Below are 18,650 nucleotides of genomic sequence, written 5' to 3' on the forward strand. Positions count from 1 at the left end.
CGGGGGAGGCCGGCGGCCCACCCGCCGGCGGACCAACCGTGTCCAGGCCCCGGAACTCGTCAACACAGTGGGAAACTCAGAGCGCGTAGGCTGGGGAACGTGTCCGAAACACTGTTCGACGACGCTGGCGCGGAGGCGCAGCGTTCCCAGGAACCGTTACCGGTACGGATGCGGCCGCGTACTCTCGACGAGGTCGCGGGGCAGGGGCACCTGCTGGGTGCCGGGAGTCCCCTGCGGCGTCTGGTGGAGGACGACGCCCCGATGTCGCTGTTCCTGTGGGGTCCGCCCGGTACGGGCAAGACCACCCTGGCGAGCGTCGTCAGCCAGGTCACCCAACGGAAGTTCGTTGAGCTGTCCGCCGTCAGCGCCGGTGTGAAGGACGTCCGTTCCGTCATCGACGAGGCGCGGCGCCAACTGGGCATGCGCGGCACCCGGACCCTGCTCTTCGTCGACGAGGTGCACCGCTTCAGCAAAACCCAGCAGGACGCGCTGCTGCCCGCCGTGGAGAACCGCTGGGTGAGCTTCATCGGGGCGACCACGGAGAACCCGTTCTTCTCCGTGGTGAGCCCGCTCCTCTCCCGCTCACTACTGCTCACCCTGGAGTCCCTCACGGATGACGACGTCCGCGCGGTGCTGCGTCAGGCGCTCGCGGACGAGCGCGGACTCAACGGCGCCTACCGCCTCAGTACGGACGCGGAGTCACACGTGGTGCGTCTGGCCGGCGGTGACGCCCGGCGAGCGTTGACCTACCTGGAGGCGGCGGCGCTCGTCTCCGGGGAGAACGCTGAGGTGTCGGTCGAGGACGTCGAACGCGCGGTGGACCGGCACGCGGTGCACTACGACCGTTCGGGGGACCAGCACTACGACGTCGTCAGCGCATTCATCAAGAGTATGCGCGGAAGCGATCCGGACGCCGCTCTGCACTATCTCGCCCGGATGATCGAAGCCGGGGAGGACCCGCGTTTCATCGCGCGGCGGATCGTGGTGCACGCCAGCGAGGACGTCGGGATGGCCGATCCGACCGCCCTGCAGGTGGCGATGTCCGCGGCCCAGGCGGTCGAGCTGGTCGGTTTGCCCGAAGCGCGGATCAACCTGGCCCAGGCTGTTATCCATATCGCACTCGCCCCCAAGTCGAACGCGGTCATCGGCGCGATCGACTCCGCCCTCAGCGACGTGCGCAACGGTCGCGTCGGTGCGGTTCCCGCGCACCTGCGGGACAGCCACTACCGGGGCGCCAGCGACCTCGGCCACGGAGCGGGCTACAAGTACGCCCACGACTATCCCGGAGGCGTCGCGGCGCAGCAGTACGCCCCGGACGTGGTGGCGGGCCAGGAGTACTACCAGCCGACGACGCACGGGGCGGAGCGCCGCTACTCCGAGGTTCTGCAACGGATCAGGGGAGTCCTGCGCGACGGGGACTGACGTGTCCCTTCCCGCCTGAGGGCGGGAGACTCCCTCCCTGGTGCCCGGGTGCGGGCCGCCTTGAGCCGGGTTCCTGGTTCATCGGGTCCCGCCCGCCGCTAGGCGGCGGGTCTTACGGTCCCTCCGCAGGCGTTGTGCTTGTCCGCCCGTCCGGCGGCCGGGACGATCCGGGAGGCGCTGACGTCCCGATCGTGGGTGGCACCGCACCCGGAGCAGGTCCGGGCGCGCACGTTGAGGGGGTCGGGGCCGTCGATCATCCAGCGCACACGGCAGCTCTGGGAGGACGGTAGGAACCGGTCGACCTTGGCGAAGGTGTGCCCGTACTGCGGGAGCGCCGTTCTACTCCAACGGCTGTTGGAACAGTTCCGTCACCCGGACGATCTCCTGTGGGCCCTCCTTGTCCTGCTGCTCGTCCGCGAACTCCACCTCGGCGATCACGACCTGGCCCCAGCCCAGATAGTCGATGAAGTCCTGACCGGTGACCTCGTAGGTGCCCCGGCCGTCCTCGATATGCCCCGGACCCGGTTTGCAGAACTGGGCGCAGAGAACCTCGGCGTCCTCGGCGATGACGGCCGTGTCCGGTTCCCCGGTGTCCTCTGCGGTCCACTGGGCGCTCCAGTCGCGCGGGTTGAGGTTTCCCTGGGCAGGAGCGGGCGCCTGCGTCTCGGTGTGCTCCACGCGCGTATAGGCCCACGGGCCCTCGACCGGGTTCTCCTGTTTCGTGGGGTCGAACCGTACGGTGGTCGTCCCCGGCGAGTCCTTCGGGGAGGAAGGGGAGGACGGGGAGGGGGAGTCGGTGGGGGAGGATCCCCCCAACGGGTCGTTTCCCTGTATGGCATTGATCCCCGCCCAGGCGCCCCCGCCGACCAGTGTGAGCGCCAGCACGATCGCGCCCGCCACGAACGGAACACGCGCGGGGCGCCGCTGTTTCGGCCGGTTGTGCAACTGTACGACGCGCGGTAGCCGTGCCGGATCCACAACGCCCTGCCACTCCCGGGACAGCAGCCGGGTGACAGCGGTTCCCCGGACAGCGGACCCGGACGTTTCCTCCTCCGCTCCGTCCTCCGGTCCCGTGTTGCGTTCCCAGGCGGCGATGGCGGAACCGATCAGTTCCCGGACCGAGGGGCGTTCCTCGGGAGCCGTGGCGAGCGCCCGGCGAACGAGGGGGAGCAGATCCTCGGGCACACCGTCCAGGTCCGGACCACCGCTCACCATCTGTTGGGCCATCTCGTCGGGTTCGCCCATCCCGAACGGAAGCCGTCCCGTGGCGGCGAACGCGACGACGGCTCCCCAACCGAACACGTCCGCTGCCGGAGAGGGGCCCTCACCCGCGTGGCGCTGGGGACTCATCCAGGTGGCGGAGTGCTGCAGGACGGCCTCGTCCCCGGGAAGAGCGCAGTCGAGGATCCGCGGCCCACTGGTACTGAGCAGGATGTTGCTGGGCTTGAGGTCGCCGTGCGCAACACCGCGGGCGTGTAGGGAGGCGAGCCCCTCGGCGACCCCGGCGGCCAGCGCCATGACCCGGCCGGGGGACATGGCTCCGCGCCGCCGGACGTACTGGGCGAGCGCTATCCCGGGAACGTAGGTCATGCACAACCAGGGCGGCTCACCCGCGGGAGCGGCGTCGAAGGCGATCGGGGGAACGTAGCAGCGGCTGTCCACGGTGGAGAGCGCGTTGAGCCGCTGGTTCAGCAGGGCGCTGTCGTTGCCGTCCTCGAGTTGGGGGGAACGCAGGGTTTTCACCACGACGAGGGAGTCGTCGCTGGCCGCGGGATTGACAGCTGCATACACCGTTCCCGTGCGCCCCGCCCCGAGCCGGCCGATCAGCAGGTAGGGGCCGACCCTGTAGGGGTCGTCGTCAGCGAGATGCTGCAGGTGCGGTGGTACCAGAACAGAGATCTCACGTTGGGAACGTCGGATCATGCGGCTCCTGCCTGAGATGTCTTACCACGGGAGCGAACTGGTCTGCGGGATGTGGGCTCTGTTCGGTGGTCGCGTGCGCGACGCCCCGGCAGTACTGCCTGGCGGCGTTCTCGTCCTCTCGCCGGAGGATCCGCTCTCCCCCCTCCTCGGCCGTGCCAGCGCGGCGCTGGCTGCGCCGCCCGTGTGACGAACAGCGTCCACCAAACAGGGCCCAAGCGTAGCCAACCACGGATCTGTGGGTGATTTTCGGCTATGTGAGGGCTGTTCGTCGACACGTGTTCCGCGGTACGGACGGACTTTCCGGTCGGGATCCGGCGGCGCGGACTCGCCTCACGCAGGGCCGCAGGACCGGCTCCGGCGGGGACGGGCCAACGGGGCGGGAACCCACGGTCCGGTATGAGCCGAACGGGAGGAACGCCCGCCCCAAGCAGGAGAGGACGCCGGGAAACGGCGTGTCAGCGCACCAGCGAGGCACACGCGCGTGTGACGCGATAGGCTCGTTCCCATTCGGATCCTCACCGCTGTGCTTCGGCCGTGACCGGAAACAGGTCGGCGTGGTCCGGGAGCGCGCGCTCCCGTTGAGCAAGAGACCGCCCCAGGAAGTTCCGGTGTGAGGATCGAACGCCCCCGAACACCAACGGAGTCCGCATGCTGACCGCAGGAGAGGTAGCGGCGCTGCTCGCCGCTGTGGTCTGGACGGTCCTGGTCGCTTTCCTTTGCGTGGCGCTGGTCAAGCTCATCCGCCTGCTGTCGGAGACCACCAAGGTCGTCTCCGAACTGGGCGAGCGAGCTCGGCCGTTGTTGGAGGACGCCGCTGCCACGGTCGAACGGACGGGAACCTCCCTGGACCGTGTCGAGGAGATCACTTCCAACGTCGCCACCACAACCGAGGACGTCTCGACGATGACCGCTCTGACCCGTTCGGTCGTCACCGGTCCGCTGGTGAAGGTGGCGTCGTTGTCCTACGGAGTGCGTCGGGTTCTCGGACAACGCCGCGCACTGGCCCTGATACGCAACCGCCGCAAGAGGGGGCGCTGATGCTGGGACGAATGTTCTACCTCGTCGCGGGAGCGGCCCTGGGCGGGTATGTTGTGCACAAGCTCAACCGCACGGCTCGGGTGTGGAGCCCGGCGGGCATCGCCGGCCGCGTTGAGGACCACGTTGCTGAGTACCGCGCCGCCCTCCGCGAGTTCAACGAGGACATCCAGGACGCCATGGAACACCGCGAGGCGGAACTGCATCGCCGTTATTCCGGTGGTGGGACAGCGCCGGAGAGTTCCGAGCTTCCCACGGGCCGTGCGGTCAACGTAATCGGATCACACGGCGTAGCTAACGCCCATGAGGAGAAGGACGGCCGCTGATGAAGACGGCAGAAATCGCTCGCCGCTTCCTCGCTTTTTTCGAGAACAACGGACACACCGTGGTCCCCTCCGCCAGTCTGGTCGCCGAGGATCCCACGCTGCTGCTGGTGAACGCCGGGATGGTCCCGTTCAAGCCCTATTTCCTGGGGGAGCGTACGGCACCTTACGACCGGGCCGCCACCGCGCAGAAGTGTGTCCGCACCGTCGACATCGACGAGGTGGGCAAGACCGCGCGGCACGCTTCGTTCTTCCAGATGCTGGGCAACTTCTCCTTCGGCGACTACTTCAAGGAGCGGGCGATACCGCTGGCGTGGCAGCTGGTGACGGACCCGGTCGAGGAAGGCGGGTTCGGGTTCGACCCGGAGAAGCTCTGGGTCACGGTCTACACCGAGGACGGTGAGGCCGAAGCGATCTGGCGGGACCAGGTCGGTGTCCCCCCGGAACGGATCCAGCGCCGTGGCATGGCGGACAACTTCTGGTCGATGGGGGTCGCGGGGCCGTGCGGTCCCGACTCGGAGATCTACTACGACCGCGGTCCCGAGTACGGGCGTGAGGGCGGCCCCGACGCCGACGAGGACCGCTATATCGAACTGTGGAACCTCGTGTTCATGCAGTGGGAGCGTGGCCCCAAAGGCGACACCGACATCCTGGGCGACCTGCCGCGCAAGAACATCGACACCGGTATGGGGCTGGAACGCATGGCAGCCATCCTGCAGGGTGTCGACAACATCTACGAGACCGACACGTTGGGTGCCATCCTGCACCGGGCGGCGGAGCTCACCGGGACAGCCTACGGGGACGCTGAGGAGACGGACGTCAGTCTGCGCGTCGTCGCCGACCACGTACGCACCGCCACCATGCTGGTCTCCGACGGGGTGAAACCCGGCAACGAGAAACGCGGCTACGTACTGCGTCGTATCCTGCGCCGCACGGTCCGCAACCTGCGTCTGCTGTCCGGTGACGACTCGTTCTACCTGCACGAGCTCACCCGGACCGCCATCAACGCGATGGGCGAGATCTACTCCGAGCTGGAAACCAACGCCGAGATGATCCACAGCGTGATCGACGCTGAGGAGAAGAACTTCGCCGACACCCTGCGTTCGGGAACCTCCCTGTTCCAACGCGCCGCCGAGCGTACTCGGGCAGCTGGCAGCACGGTGTTCTCCGGCGCGGACGCTTTCCAGCTGCACGACACCTACGGTTTCCCCATCGACCTGACACTGGAGATGGCCCGGGAACAGGGACTCAGCGTCGACGAGGACACGTTCCAGTCGTTGATGCAGCGCCAGCGGGACGCTGCCAAACGTGACGCCGAGGCGAAGAAGCTCGGTAACGCTGACCCGGGGGTCTACTCCAAACTGTTGGAAGGTGCCGGCACCACCGAGTTCCTGGGCTACACCGACCATGAGAGCGAATCCCGGGTGCTGGGGCTGCTCGTGGAGGGCCAGTCGGTACCGGCCGCCCGTGAGGGCCAGCAGGTGGAGCTGGTGCTGAACCGCACACCCTTCTACGCGGAGAGCGGCGGCCAGCTCGCCGACAAGGGGACGATCGCTGTGGACGGTCGCGGCGTGGTCGACGTTGAGGACGTGCAGAGACCGGTCGCCGACCTGTCCGTGCACCGGGGAACGGTGCGTTCCGGAGAGGTCGCGCTGGACGACCGGGTGCACGCCGCCATCGATTCGCAACGGCGGGAGGCGGTGTCGCGGTCGCACTCGGCCACGCACCTGATCCACTCGGCACTACGCAACGCGCTCGGTCCCTCGGCGGGACAGGCCGGTTCGGAGAACCAACCGGGCAAGCTGCGGTTCGACTTCACCGCGAACAAGGCCCTGGGGACCACCGAACTCGCCGAGGTCGAGGACGAGGTCAACACCGTCCTGTCCGGAGACGTCCAGGTGCGCGACTTCACGACCTCCCTGGACGAGGCGCTCTCCATGGGAGCGCTGGCGATGTTCGGCGAGAAGTACGGCGACCAGGTTCGTGTGGTGGAGATGAGCGACTATTCCCGGGAGCTGTGCGGTGGGACGCACGTCGGCGCCACCGGTCAGCTCGGGGTGGTCAAGCTGCTGGGGGAGTCCTCGGTGGGGTCCGGGGTGCGCCGTGTGGAAGCGGCGGTCGGAATCGACGCCTTCCGCCGTCTCTCCAAGGAGTCGCTCCTGGTGGGCCAACTCTCCGAACAGCTCAAAACACCGCGGGAAGAGCTCCCGGAACGTATCGACGCGATGGTCGCGCGGTTGCGGAACGCCGAGAAGGAGGTGGAGAGGCTCCGCGCCGAGCAGGTTCTGCAGGCGGCGGGTCAGCTGGCACACAGCGCACGTGAGTGCGGGCCGGCACGGCTGGTCACCCACCGCGCGCAGGACGGGACGACCGCGGATGACCTGCGTAAGCTCGCCCTCGACGTGCGGGGCCGGCTCGGTACGGACCAACCTGTGGTGATCTGCGTTACCGCGGTGGCCAACGGGCGGCCACTCGTCGTGGTGGCCGTGAACAAGGCAGCCCAGGAACACGCTCTGAAAGCCGGGGAACTGGTCGGTATCGCAGCCCGTGCGCTCGGCGGCGGCGGTGGTGGCAAACCCGATGTCGCGCAAGGGGGCGGCAGCGACCCCGAGGCCGTCGACACCGCCATGCGTGCTGTGGAGCGGCATGTCGCCGACACCCAGTGAGTAGTTGCCCGCTTCCCAGACCAGGAGAAGGACCACGACGTTGACGCGCGATTCCGCATACCCTGCCCCCTATCCAGGGGAGCGCGTTCATTGAGGCACGGCGTACGTCTTGCGGTGGATCCCGGTAAGGCCCGGATCGGAGTGGCCGCCAGTGATCCGGACGGCATGCTGGCCACTCCCGTGGAAACCATCCGGTGCGGTGACGGAGACCTGCAGCGGATCGCGGAGCTGGTTCTCGAGTACCGGGCCCGCGAGGTCATCGTCGGTTATCCCGCTTCGCTCTCTGGAACGGAGGGGCCGGCCGCCAGGGAGATCCGGGCGTTCGCGACCGGGCTCGCCAGGAAGCTCGCCCCGGTACCGGTACGGCTGGTCGACGAGCGGTTGACCACGGTGACGGCCGAGGAGCAGCTCCGTTCCAGCGCCGGGCACGGCAAACGGGGCGCACGCGGCGGTAGGGAACGCCGTTCGGTGGTCGACCAGGCCGCTGCGACGGTTCTTCTGCAGAACGCGTTGGACACCGAGAGCAGAACCGGTCACCCCCCGGGAGAAGCCGTTGGGGAGGGCGCATGAACGGCAACGATCCGTACGATCCTTCCTCCGGGAGAGGGAGAGCCGAGCGCGACTACGACCCGTTGACCGACCCGTGGTGGGGGGCCTCCGCTCTCGCCGGGGAGGACGCCTCCGTCCCCCCGCAGGATCCGTCACCGGGTGCCGACGACGTGTCCCAGCGGGCCTTCCGATCCGAGGATCCCATGCCGCCGGCACAGGGAGGTCGGGTAGGGGAGAGCGCCGGCTCCGGGGAGGGCGCGGAGCAGCGGCCGCGGGGTCGGCGACGCCGATCGGAACCACCACAGGCCGAGGGCCCGGCCGCGGGCGGCCCCGCCCGCTCGGAGGACGTCGCCCGCGAACGCCCGCGTGGTCGCCGTCGCCGCACGGAGCCGGACCAGTCCGCTGACACCTCCGGTCGGCAGGGAACCGGATCCCTCCCGGCGGACGGGACCCCGGACACGGACGGATCCTTCCCGGGGGAGGCCGACGGCGAGGGACCGGCGGGCCTGGAAGAGGTTTCCTTCTCCCGGAGGCTGGACTTCGACGCGGTGCCCGTGCGCCGCAAGCGTTCCCGGCCCGCAGACGACGCCCCGGACGTTCCCGGGGAGGATGCGGATCCGGTCGACACGGAGGCTCCGCGACGCCGACGGCGGCGTCGCGGAACTGCCGGGGGCGCCGAGAGCGCCGTACCTGCGGGGGAGGACCGCGAGGAGGAGCACGACCAAGAGGAGCGCTCCTCCCGGCAACGTTCCACAGCTGGCAGGCGCCGCAGTGAGCGTGGGCGTGGCGGCCGTGGGCGATCAACCCGCCGAGCGGCGGAACCACGGAAGCGTCGGCGCCCGCGGTTGCGCTGGCTCGCGGTGGGAGCGGTTCTGGTGGTGCTTCTCGCCGGGGGCGGTTACGTCCTGGTGCGTGACCACGTCTTTCCCTCCGACTACGAGGGCAAGGGCACGGGAAGTGTCGAGGTCACGATTCCTGAGGGGGCCAGCGGCGCCGAGATAGGCCGGCTCCTGGCGGAGCAGAACGTCGTCGCCAGCGCGAACGCGTTCACCGGCGCCCTGTCCGACAGTGACGCCGAGGCGTTGCGACCGGGCGCTTACGAGATGCGGAAACAGATGAGCGCCGAGGCCGCCATCGCCCTACTCCTCGATCCGGAGTCGCGGATGGGCGCTCAGGTGACGTTGCAGGAAGGGTGGCGCGCGAGCCGGATCCTCGACGAGCTCGCTGACAGTACCGCCCTGTCACGCGACGAGCTGCAGGAAGCCTATGAGGACCCGCAGAGTCTGGGACTCCCCGACTACGCTGAGCGTGGCCCGGAGGGGTACCTCTTCCCGGAGACGTACGCGGTTTCCCCCAATGACGACGCCACGGATGTCCTCAGCACCATGGTGGAGCAGTACAGGAGCGTGGCTGAGGAGACCGAGCTGGAGGAGCTGGCGGACGAGCGCGGTCTCAGCCCGAACGAGCTCATGTCGGTGGCTGCGGTGGTGCAGACCGAGGCGGGGTCCACGGAGGACATGCCCAAAATCGCACGTGTCATCTACAACCGGCTGGACGAGGACATGGAGCTGGGGATGGACAGCACGTGCTTCTACGTCATCGAGGAGTACGGAATCGCGCTGAACGACGAGCAGCGGACCGCCTGTACGGAGGCCGACAGCGATTACGCCACGTACGGACGCACGGGGCTGCCCGCCGGTCCTATCAACAGTCCCGGGAAGGAGGCCATCCTGGCCTCGCTGAACCCCGCCGAGGGCGACTGGCTCTACTTCGTCGCGACCGATCCGGAGAACGGGGTCACCGAGTTCGCCGAGACCCGTTCCGAATTCCGGGACCTGAAAGCGGAATTCGAGGCCAACCGGGAGGACCAGTGATGCGGGCCGCCGTCCTGGGATCCCCTGTGGAGCACTCCCTCTCCCCCGTGCTGCACAGGGCCGCCTACACGGAACTCGGGCTGTCGCGAGAGTGGAGCTACGAGCGGATCGAGTGCGCGGAGACCGAACTGGCCGGGTTCGTGCGGGAGTGCGACCACACGTGGGCGGGCCTGTCGCTGACCATGCCGCTCAAACGTGTGGCCCTGGAACTCGCCGAGGAGGTTCACGAACCCGCCTCGTACGTGGGCGGGGCCAATACCCTCGTGTTCGAGGGGGGACGGTGCCACGCGTACAACACCGACGTGGCCGGAATCGTGGCCGCGCTGCGGGAGGCGGGAATCCAGCGGGTGCGGTCGGCCACCGTGCTCGGTGGGGGTGCCACCGCCGCTTCCGCTGTCGCTGCGCTTGCCGGGCTCGGGGCCACCGACACCGGCGCGTTGACCCTCCTGGCGCGGGACCCGAACCGTGCGCGGGGGGCGGTGCAGGCAGCGGAACGTATGTCCCTGCACGTGGACGTCGCCCCGCTGGCCGACATCACGGGATACCTGGACGTTGACCTCGTGGTGTCCACACTCCCTTCGGGTGCTGCTGATCCGTACGCGCCAGTGGTAGCCGCGAGTGGGGCGAACCTGTTCGACGTCGTCTACAGTCCGTGGCCCACGGGGATGGCCGCTGCGGCCGAGGAGGCGGGCCGGAGGGTGGTCGGTGGGTTCGGCATGCTGCTCCACCAGGCCGTCGCCCAGGTGGAGCTCATGACCGGAGCCGGAAACGTGCCGCTGGAGGCGATGCGACGTGCGGGCCTGGCGGAGCTCCAGCGGCGCTCGGCCGCTGGAGCGTGACCGCTCCCCCGGAGGCCGGACACCCGCGGAGGAACATCGCGGAATGACGCAGCGCCCCGGATCGTTGTATTTTCCGGGTGTCGCACGGCCCCCTCCGAGGTGGAGCCTGCCAGCGCAACTCCTGGTAGAATGAGAAATTGACTTGAACCAGTGCGATTGCGCACTGGCCGCGTAAGCGGAGGTAGATCCTCCCACCCGCCGAGCACGGGCTCGTGCGGGTTCCGGCGGACGAGACGAGTGCCACCCTCGGTGGTACTCCAGTGGGGACAGGAGTCTCTGCTGCCGAGTTCGCCAGTGGATCGGATCGCCCCGCTTGCAGCCCGCTGGCGGGGTTTTCGCTTTTCGGCCTGACCGGGGCCGGGTGACCCCCCGACAGGAGTAGCAACGACAACGTTAGGGAGGGGTCCCATCAGCGCCGAGCCCCGTATCAATGACCGCATCAGGGTGGCCGAAGTCCGGTTGGTTGGCCCTAATGGGGAGCAGGTCGGTATTGTTCCGGTGCAGGACGCGCTGCGTCTTGCAGAGGAGGCCGACCTCGATCTCGTCGAGGTCGCACCGACCGCGCGTCCGCCGGTCGCCAAGCTGATGGACTACGGAAAGTACAAGTACGAGTCCGCGGTCAAAGCGCGTGAGTCGCGCAAGAAGCAGTCGAACACGATCATCAAGGAGATCAAGCTCCGTCCGAAGATCGACCCGAACGACTACGAGACCAAGAAGGGTCATGTCGCTCGGTTCCTCGAGGGCGGGGACAAGGTCAAGGTGACGATCATGTTCCGGGGCCGGGAACAGTCCCGACCCGAACTGGGGCATCGCCTATTGCGCAGGCTGGCCGACGATGTGCAGGAACTCGGGCAGATCGAGTCCCAGCCCAAGCAGGACGGTCGCAATATGGTCATGGTGCTCGGTCCGCACAAGCGGCGTCCGGAGCAGAAGAGCGAGGCGCGCGCCGGTGGCGGGAAGGGCAGCCGCCGGGAGCAGTAGCCGCGGGGCCTCCGGAGGCTCGCTCGGAGCCGGGAGACCTGGGCTGCGAGGTGCTCCGGTCATCGATCTATCGTGGGTTTACCGTGGCTGCGCGGGATCCGGAGAGCACACGGTGATCGCGCAGCCCGCGCGCAATGGCAGTGAAAGGCGCGCTGGTTATCGCAACAGCGCGCGGGATGAGTAGGAGACGACGGCGAGAATGGCGAAGAACAAGCCGAAGAGCAAGACTCACAGTGGAGCGAAGAAGCGTTTCCGCCTTACCGGCTCCGGCAAGATCATGCGCCGCCGTGCCAACAAGAACCACCTGCTCGAGCACAAGTCGTCCAAGCGTACCCGTCGCCTGAGCCGCGACGTCGAGATGGCCAATGCCGACGCCAGGAACATGAAGAAGCTGCTGTAAACGGCGGTTCGCTGCGCCGGAGCCCGCGGGCGCTGGTTTCCCGACGGTTCGGCACAGCGACAGGAATTCGGGTTTTCGCACCGGCCTACCGGTGTCGAACACCGAGCCAGGCTACCGGTAGCGCGACAGTCGCTACCGGCAATCTATGAGGAGGCACAGTGGCACGCGTGAAGCGCGCTCTCAATGCCAAAAAGAAGCGCCGGGTAGTTCTCGATCGCGCCAGTGGTTACCGCGGCCAACGGTCGCGCCTGTACCGCAAGGCGAAGGAGCAAGTGCTCCACTCGATGAACTATTCCTACCGCGACCGTAGGGATCGTAAAGGCCAGTTCCGCAAGTTGTGGATCCAACGCATCAACGCGGCGTCCCGCGCCAACGGACTGACCTACAACCGGCTCATGCAGGGGCTGAAGGCTGCGGACATCGAGGTCGACCGCCGGATGCTGGCCGAGCTCGCGGTGAACGACGAGGCCGCGTTCGCCTCCCTCGTCGAGACCGCCAAGCAGGCGCTCCCCGCACCGTCCTCCCAGACAGCGGCCTGATCAGGTTCGATAGTACGAGACGTGATGGCGAGCCACGAGTTCACAAGCGTACGGTCACCTCGTATCAAACGGGCTCGTCGGCTCGCCAAGCGGGCCTTCCGGGAACAGGAGCGGCGTTTCCTGGCCGAAGGCCCGCAGGCCCTCCGTGAAGCTCTGGCAGTCCGCGACTGTGTGCACGAGCTTTTCGTGACCGCCGACGCGGCCCAGCGCAACATCGAGCTGGTCGACGCGGCACGTTCGGCCGACGTTCCCGTGTACCCCGTCAGCGTCGAGGTGATGGGGGAACTCGCCCAGACCGTCACCCCCCAGGGAATGGTCGCCGTCTGCGAGTTCGTCGACGTGCCGCTGGAACGCGTCTCCCGCGTCCGGCTGGCGGCGGTGTTCTCGCACATCCGCGACCCGGGAAACGCCGGGACGGTGCTGCGCACCGCCGACGCCGCCGGGGCCGACGTCGTCGTCTTCGCCGACACCTCCGTCGACCCGTACAACGGGAAGTGCGTCCGGGCCTCGGCGGGGAGCCTGTTCCATTCTCCCGTCGTCGTCGGTGTCTCGGCCTCCGCCGCCATCGAACAGTTGAGAGGGGAGGGCGCCCGTGTCCTTGCCGCTGAGGTCGGTGGAACCCGGGACCTGCACACCGCCGCGGACAGTGGGGAACTCGACCGGAACGTGGCGTGGGTCTTCGGGAACGAGGCGTGGGGGCTTCCCCCCGACACAGCCGCTCTCACCGATGAGGCGGTCAACGTTCCCATATACGGGGCAGCGGAGAGTCTCAACCTGGCTACTGCCGCCGCGGTGTGCCTGTATACGACCGCTCGGCAACAGCGCGGGCAGGCCACTCCGCCTTCCTGAAGCGGCCGGCCCCGAGCCGTGGGAGCTCGGGCAGTTGACCGGTTTCCGGGCGTTGTCGGTACGGTCCTGCGCGGGCCACCGTTCTGACAGGAGTCAGAGCACTCTGGTGGACATGCCCGGCCGGACGGGCATGTCGGCCCGGTAGGGGAAACGGCGTCACAATTCGATTAGCCGCGTGCAGGCGTGGGGAGGCGGTCGTGTCTGGCGACCAGTGGGCCGGCGGCTCCGGTCCGTACACCGGTGCGGCGGTGCTCTCCGCTGACGAGCTTCCCGACGGTGTCGTGGTCGCCGACGGCCACGGGAGGGTCGTCACGTTCAACGTCATGGCGCACCGGCTCCTGCGCACGTCCCCCTCCGCCGCTCTGGGGCGCGACTTCCGCGAGGTACTCCCGTTGCGGGACGCCGAGGGGCGCGACTGGTGGGAATGCACCGACCCGTACAACGGCCTGCGTACCCGCAGCAGGCAGCCGGAACGGCTCCTGTTCCTCGCGGACGGGCGCAGGGTTCTCGCAACCGCCCGTTACGTCCGGGACGTTCCTCTGGGTGAACTGACCCGGCTCGTGGTCACCCTGCGGGACGCGGCACCACGGGAGCGCCACGAGCAGAGCCGCAGCGACCTGGTGCTGACGGTGGCCCACGAACTCCGCTCCCCGCTGACCAGCGTCAAGGGGTTCACCGCGACGCTGCTCTCCAAGTGGGAACGGCTGACCGACCGGCAGAAGACCTTCATGCTCGAGACGGTCAACGCTGACGCCGAGCGTGTCACACGGCTCATCTCGGATCTGCTGGGGGCCTCCCGGATCGAGGCGGGGAGCGTGGAGCTGCGCAGACGGGTCGTCGACCTGCCGGAACAGGCGCGCAAAGTACTCGCCGGTCGGGTCGCCGCCGGAGAGCCCGAGGACCGTTTCCGGTTGGACGTACGTGGTTCGCTTCCCCAGATGTGGCTGGACGGGGACAAGATCGAGCAGATCATGGGCAACCTGGTGGAAAACGCTCTCCGGCACGGCGCTGGTACTGTCTCAGTTGTGATTGAGCCGCACGAGGGAGGAGCAGCGGTGTCGGTGCGCGATGAGGGCAGAGGGGTCGCTCCCGAAGCCGTGATGCGCGTTTTCCGGCAGTTTTGGCGCGGTGGCCGTCGTGGCGGCACTGGCTTGGGGCTGTTCATCGTTAAGGGCCTGATCGAGGCCCATGGCGGCGCGATCACGATCAACCGCGCCCCCAACGGCGGCGCGGAGTTCCGATTTACCGTGCCCGCCGGCGCTCCCGAGCTCGCCTGAACGCTTGGGAGACTGCCGCGGCGGGCGGTTCCCACTTCCTTGTCGGCCTGTGCCCGGCGCGTAGCGGCGGGCCGTGATGGCGCCCCGTACGCGGGGCGGCGAGGCGATCAACCATGTCTGCACCCAATAATTCCTACGATCCCGTTGAGGTGGCTTCCCTGCAGCCGGAGGAAGTCGCTCGGATGCGTGACGAGGCACTCTCCGCCATCTCTGCGGCAACCTCCCTGGAGGAACTGAAAGAAGTCCGTACTGCCCATGCGGGCGACCGTTCCCCGCTGGCACTGGCGAACCGGGAGATCGGGTCCCTTCCGCCGTCCGCTCGCGCTGACGCCGGGAAACGGGTGGGCGGAGCCCGACGTGAGGTGTCCGAGGCACTCAACCGTCGGCAGACCGAGCTCGAGGAGGAACGCGACGCCCGGGTCCTGGTCGAGGAGGCCGTGGACGTAACGCTCCCCTGGGACCGGGTACAGCGCGGAGCCCGGCACCCGGTTACCACGATCTCCGAGCGGATGACCGACATCTTCGTCGGAATGGGCTTCGAGATGGCCGAAGGGCCGGAGGTCGAAGCCGAGTGGTTCAACTTCGACGCGTTGAACTTCCTCCCGGACCACCCGGCCCGAACCATGCAGGACACGTTCTTCGTCGAGGCCCCGTCCGGCGGGGACTCCGGTATGGTGCTGCGCACGCACACCTCCCCCGTTCAGATACGGGCTCTGCTCGAGCGCACACCGCCGGTCTACGTCGTGGCACCCGGAACGACCTTCCGCACGGACGAGCTGGACGCCACTCACACCCCGGTTTTCCACCAGCTCGAGGGTCTGGTGGTGGACGAGAAGGTCACGTTGGCGCACCTACGCGGCGCCATCGACGCCTTCGTGCACGGAATGTTCGGTTCCGGGTTGCGCACCCGGTTCCGTCCCTCGTTCTTCCCGTTCACCGAGCCCTCGGGTGAGATGGACATGGAGTGCTTCGTGTGCCACGGATCCTCGGTGGGAGCGACGGATTCGCACTGCCGTACGTGCGGCTCGGAGGGCTGGATCGAGATCGGCGGTTGCGGGATCGTCAACCCGCGTGTTCTCACCGCGGCGGGTGTCGACACGGAGCGCTACACCGGTTGGGCGTTCGGACTGGGTGTCGAGCGGGCGTTGATGTTCGCGCACGGTGTGGAGGATATGCACGACATGGTGGAAGGCGACGTCCGGTTCACCTCGGCCTTCGGGATGGAGATCTGATGCGTGTCCCTGTTTCTTGGCTTCGCGACTATGTGGACCTGCCGGAGCGCGTGACGGCCAGGGACCTCGCCACGCAGCTGATCGCGGCGGGCCTCGAGGTGGAAACCGTCGACGAGGTCGGTTCCGGTGTCAGCGGCCCGGTCGTGCTCGGTGAGGTCAGTGGGGTCGAGGAGCTCACCGGCTTCAAGAAGCCGATCCGGTACTGCCAGGTGGACGTCGGTACGGCGAACGGCACCGGCGAGCAGCAGAACATCGTCTGCGGCGCCAGTAACTTCGCCGTGGGGGACCGGGTGGTGGTGGCGCTTCCCGGTTCCGTGCTGCCCGGTGGGTTCGAGATCAACGCGCGCACCACCTACGGCAAGGTCTCGGAAGGGATGATCTGTTCCCCCACGGAGTTGGGGATGTGGGAGGAGCACACGGGGATCCTGGTGCTTCCCGCCGACACGGGAGCGCCCGGTGACGACGCCCTGGAACGGCTCGGGGTCCGCGACGACGTCCTGGACATCGCCGTCACCCCCGACCGGGGATACGCCCTGTCGATCCGGGGAGTGGCCCGGGAAGCGGCCACGATCTACGACGCAACCTTCCGCGACCCGGCGGACGTGCACGTCACCGGCGCTCCGGAGGGTGGTTACCCGGCGACAGTGGCCGACGCCGCCATCTGCTCGCGTTACGTGCTCCGCGGGGCCAGTGGGCTCGATCCGGAAGCCCCGACCCCGCTGTGGATGAAACTACGGCTGGCCAGGAGCGGAGTGCGGCCGATCTCCCTGCCGGTGGACGTGACCAACTACGTCATGATGGAACTCGGCCAGCCGCTGCACGCCTGGGACCGCGCCAAGCTGCGGGGGCCGATAGAGGTCCGGCGGGCCCGCAGCGGAGAGCAGCTGGAAACCCTCGACCACGTCAAGCGGGCCCTGGATCCGGACGACATCGTCATCACGGACGAGTCAGGTCCGATCAACATCGCCGGTGTCATGGGTGGGATCGGCACGGAGATCGGCCTGTCCTCCAGCGACGTGGTGGTCGAAGCGGCGCACTTCGCCCCGACCCACATCGCCCGGGCGTCCCGGCGCCACCAGCTCTCCTCGGAGTCCTCCCGTAGGTTCGAGCGCGACGTCGACTCAGCGGTACAGACGGCCGCTGCGACCCGTGCGGTCGGGCTGCTGGCGGAACTGGGCGGAGCGGCCGTCGACCCGGGATACACCGACATCGACCTCACCGAGCCCCGTGAGCCCATCGTCATCTCCGGGGATCTTCCCGACCGGATCGCGGGGGTGGAGTATCCGCCCCATACCGCGCTGCGCCGGCTGCGCGAGGTCGGATGCAGGGTCGTGGAGGACGACGCGGGGGGAACGCTGCGGGTGACACCGCCCACGTGGCGCCCGGATCTCGTCGACCCCAACGACCTGGCGGAGGAGGTGATCCGCTACGAGGGCTACGAGAACATTCCCTCCGTCCCGCCCCGTGCTCCCGCCGGGCAGGGGCTGACATCGGGACAGCGGCTGCGGCGCGCGCTCGGGCGCGGTCTCGCCGGGGCGGGATTCACCGAGGTCCTCAACTACCCGTTCGTGGGGGAGCGCGACCTCGACGGGCTGCAGCTGGAGGACGACGACGAGCGTCGTCGGGCGCTGCGGCTGGCCAATCCGCTGAACGAGGACGAGGCGCTTCTGCGCACCACACTCGTCCCCGGCCTGTTGAAGGCTCTGGCGCGCAACGTCGGGCGTGGTTTCTCCTCGGTCGCCCTCTTCGAGACGGGGCTCGTCTACCGCCCCGACCCCGATGCCCCGGAGAAAGCGCCGATCCTGCGGGTCGACCGCGGGCCCACCGCGGAGGAGCTCGCCGAGGTGCGTGCCGCGTTGCCGGACCAACCGCACCGCGTCGCTGCTGTCCTGACCGGGGACCGTGAGGCGTCCGGCTGGTGGGGAACGGGGCGCCCCGCTACCTGGGCCGACGCTGTCGAAGCAGCACGGGAGGTGGCCCGTATCGCCGGCGCCGAGCTGACAGTGGAGAACGGGCAGTACGCTCCCTGGCATCCCGGGCGCTGCGCTGCCCTGTACGTGGACGGTGGCGACGGAAGGACACTGGTGGGTCACGCGGGTGAACTGCATCCCCGCGCCGTGCACGCCTACGGTCTTCCCGCGCGTACCGCGGCGATGGAGGTGGACCTTGGTGGGATCGAGGCCGCGCGCGTGGCGGTCCGGGCCCCGACCATATCCACGTTCCCCGTCGCCACTCAGGATGTGGCCCTCATCGTGGACGAGTCCGTCCCGGCGGGTGACGTCGAACAAGCCCTGCGCGAGGGGGCCGGCGACCTGCTGGAGGGAATACGGGTGTTCGACGTCTACACCGGGGACCAGGTCGGCGCGGGCTACAAGTCGTTGGCGTTCAGCCTGCGGTTCCGCGCCGCTGACCGGACCCTGACGGCGGCGGAGGCCACCGCCGCGCGGGACGCTGCCGTCGTGCGGGCGGCGGAGCGTACCGGAGCGACGCGACGCGGCTGAGGGCGCCGCGCTCTCCCACGGCTCCGTCCACCCCACGCCGGTGGGCGGAGTCGACGTGTGCGTGCCCGGGGCCCGTTTCTGTTATCCCGGCGGCCCGTGGGAAAGGGAAACCCTCCCGGACCCCGGCGAGTGTCCGTGGTGTTGTGCCGGGGATCCGGGGAGAAAAGGTACGTAAAATTTCTGGCGCATGCGAAAAAGCAGGGACATCTGTCTCATTTGTCTCTTGAACCTGGAACGGCG

General features: G+C 68.6%; 15 protein-coding genes and 1 pseudogene. 14 read left to right on the forward strand and 2 right to left on the reverse strand.

The window, feature by feature from the left end:
- Positions 1-99 precede the first annotated feature (99 nt).
- Positions 100-1,422: a replication-associated recombination protein A gene (locus tag FHX37_RS05690; protein ID WP_141922497.1), complete on the forward strand. Its 1,323-nt coding sequence runs from the start codon at positions 100-102 to the stop codon at positions 1,420-1,422.
- A 98-nt stretch (positions 1,423-1,520) separates the two neighbouring features.
- Here FHX37_RS05690 and FHX37_RS05695 read toward each other — a convergent pair.
- Both FHX37_RS05695 and FHX37_RS05700 read right to left on the reverse strand, forming a co-directional pair.
- Positions 1,521-1,736, reverse strand: a pseudogene (locus FHX37_RS05695) (zinc ribbon domain-containing protein); the annotation flags it as partial.
- Between the two features lie 25 nt (positions 1,737-1,761).
- Positions 1,762-3,345, reverse strand: coding sequence for a serine/threonine-protein kinase (locus FHX37_RS05700; RefSeq protein WP_141922499.1), 1,584 nt, complete (start codon positions 3,343-3,345; stop codon positions 1,762-1,764).
- Between the two features lie 648 nt (positions 3,346-3,993).
- On the opposite strand from FHX37_RS05700, the gene FHX37_RS05710 reads away from it, so the two are divergent.
- The 13 genes from FHX37_RS05710 (at position 3,994) to pheT (ending at position 18,410) form a co-directional block, all read left to right on the forward strand.
- On the forward strand, positions 3,994-4,383 hold the full coding sequence (locus FHX37_RS05710; protein ID WP_141922501.1) for a DUF948 domain-containing protein: 390 nt from the start codon (positions 3,994-3,996) through the stop codon (positions 4,381-4,383).
- Positions 4,383-4,706 (forward strand): hypothetical protein, encoded by a 324-nt coding sequence (locus FHX37_RS05715; RefSeq protein ID WP_141922502.1) that lies wholly within the window; start codon positions 4,383-4,385, stop codon positions 4,704-4,706. The genes FHX37_RS05710 and FHX37_RS05715 overlap by 1 nt, the downstream gene beginning before the upstream one ends.
- The gene (gene alaS, locus FHX37_RS05720; protein WP_141922503.1) at positions 4,706-7,369 is read left to right on the forward strand and encodes an alanine--tRNA ligase; all 2,664 of its coding nucleotides are present in this window, start codon (positions 4,706-4,708) and stop codon (positions 7,367-7,369) included. The genes FHX37_RS05715 and alaS overlap by 1 nt, the downstream gene beginning before the upstream one ends.
- Positions 7,370-7,459: 90 nt before the next feature.
- Positions 7,460-7,939, forward strand: a complete 480-nt coding sequence (gene ruvX / locus FHX37_RS05725) for a Holliday junction resolvase RuvX (RefSeq protein ID WP_141922504.1) — start codon at positions 7,460-7,462, stop codon at positions 7,937-7,939.
- On the forward strand, positions 7,936-9,792 hold the full coding sequence (mltG, locus tag FHX37_RS05730) for an endolytic transglycosylase MltG (RefSeq protein WP_141922505.1): 1,857 nt from the start codon (positions 7,936-7,938) through the stop codon (positions 9,790-9,792). The genes ruvX and mltG overlap by 4 nt, the downstream gene beginning before the upstream one ends.
- Positions 9,792-10,631, forward strand: coding sequence for a shikimate dehydrogenase (locus FHX37_RS05735; protein ID WP_141922506.1), 840 nt, complete (start codon positions 9,792-9,794; stop codon positions 10,629-10,631). The genes mltG and FHX37_RS05735 overlap by 1 nt, the downstream gene beginning before the upstream one ends.
- A 426-nt stretch (positions 10,632-11,057) precedes the next feature.
- The gene (gene infC / locus FHX37_RS05740; RefSeq protein ID WP_342777627.1) at positions 11,058-11,612 is read left to right on the forward strand and encodes a translation initiation factor IF-3; all 555 of its coding nucleotides are present in this window, start codon (positions 11,058-11,060) and stop codon (positions 11,610-11,612) included.
- Positions 11,613-11,811: 199 nt separating this feature from the next.
- Positions 11,812-12,012 (forward strand): 50S ribosomal protein L35, encoded by a 201-nt coding sequence (gene rpmI / locus FHX37_RS05745; RefSeq protein WP_141922508.1) that lies wholly within the window; start codon positions 11,812-11,814, stop codon positions 12,010-12,012.
- Positions 12,013-12,170: 158 nt separating this feature from the next.
- Positions 12,171-12,551, forward strand: coding sequence for a 50S ribosomal protein L20 (gene rplT / locus FHX37_RS05750; protein ID WP_141922509.1), 381 nt, complete (start codon positions 12,171-12,173; stop codon positions 12,549-12,551).
- A gap of 24 nt (positions 12,552-12,575) precedes the next feature.
- Positions 12,576-13,400: a TrmH family RNA methyltransferase gene (locus FHX37_RS05755; protein ID WP_141925043.1), complete on the forward strand. Its 825-nt coding sequence runs from the start codon at positions 12,576-12,578 to the stop codon at positions 13,398-13,400.
- Between the two features lie 197 nt (positions 13,401-13,597).
- On the forward strand, positions 13,598-14,677 hold the full coding sequence (locus FHX37_RS05760; RefSeq protein WP_246062110.1) for a sensor histidine kinase: 1,080 nt from the start codon (positions 13,598-13,600) through the stop codon (positions 14,675-14,677).
- Positions 14,678-14,790: 113 nt separating this feature from the next.
- Positions 14,791-15,909: a phenylalanine--tRNA ligase subunit alpha gene (gene pheS / locus FHX37_RS05765; protein WP_141922511.1), complete on the forward strand. Its 1,119-nt coding sequence runs from the start codon at positions 14,791-14,793 to the stop codon at positions 15,907-15,909.
- Positions 15,909-18,410, forward strand: a complete 2,502-nt coding sequence (pheT, locus tag FHX37_RS05770; RefSeq protein ID WP_141922512.1) for a phenylalanine--tRNA ligase subunit beta — start codon at positions 15,909-15,911, stop codon at positions 18,408-18,410. The genes pheS and pheT overlap by 1 nt, the downstream gene beginning before the upstream one ends.
- The last annotated feature ends 240 nt before the right edge of the window (positions 18,411-18,650 follow it).

This window comes from Haloactinospora alba, from assembly GCF_006717075.1.
GTDB lineage: Bacteria > Actinomycetota > Actinomycetes > Streptosporangiales > Streptosporangiaceae > Haloactinospora > Haloactinospora alba.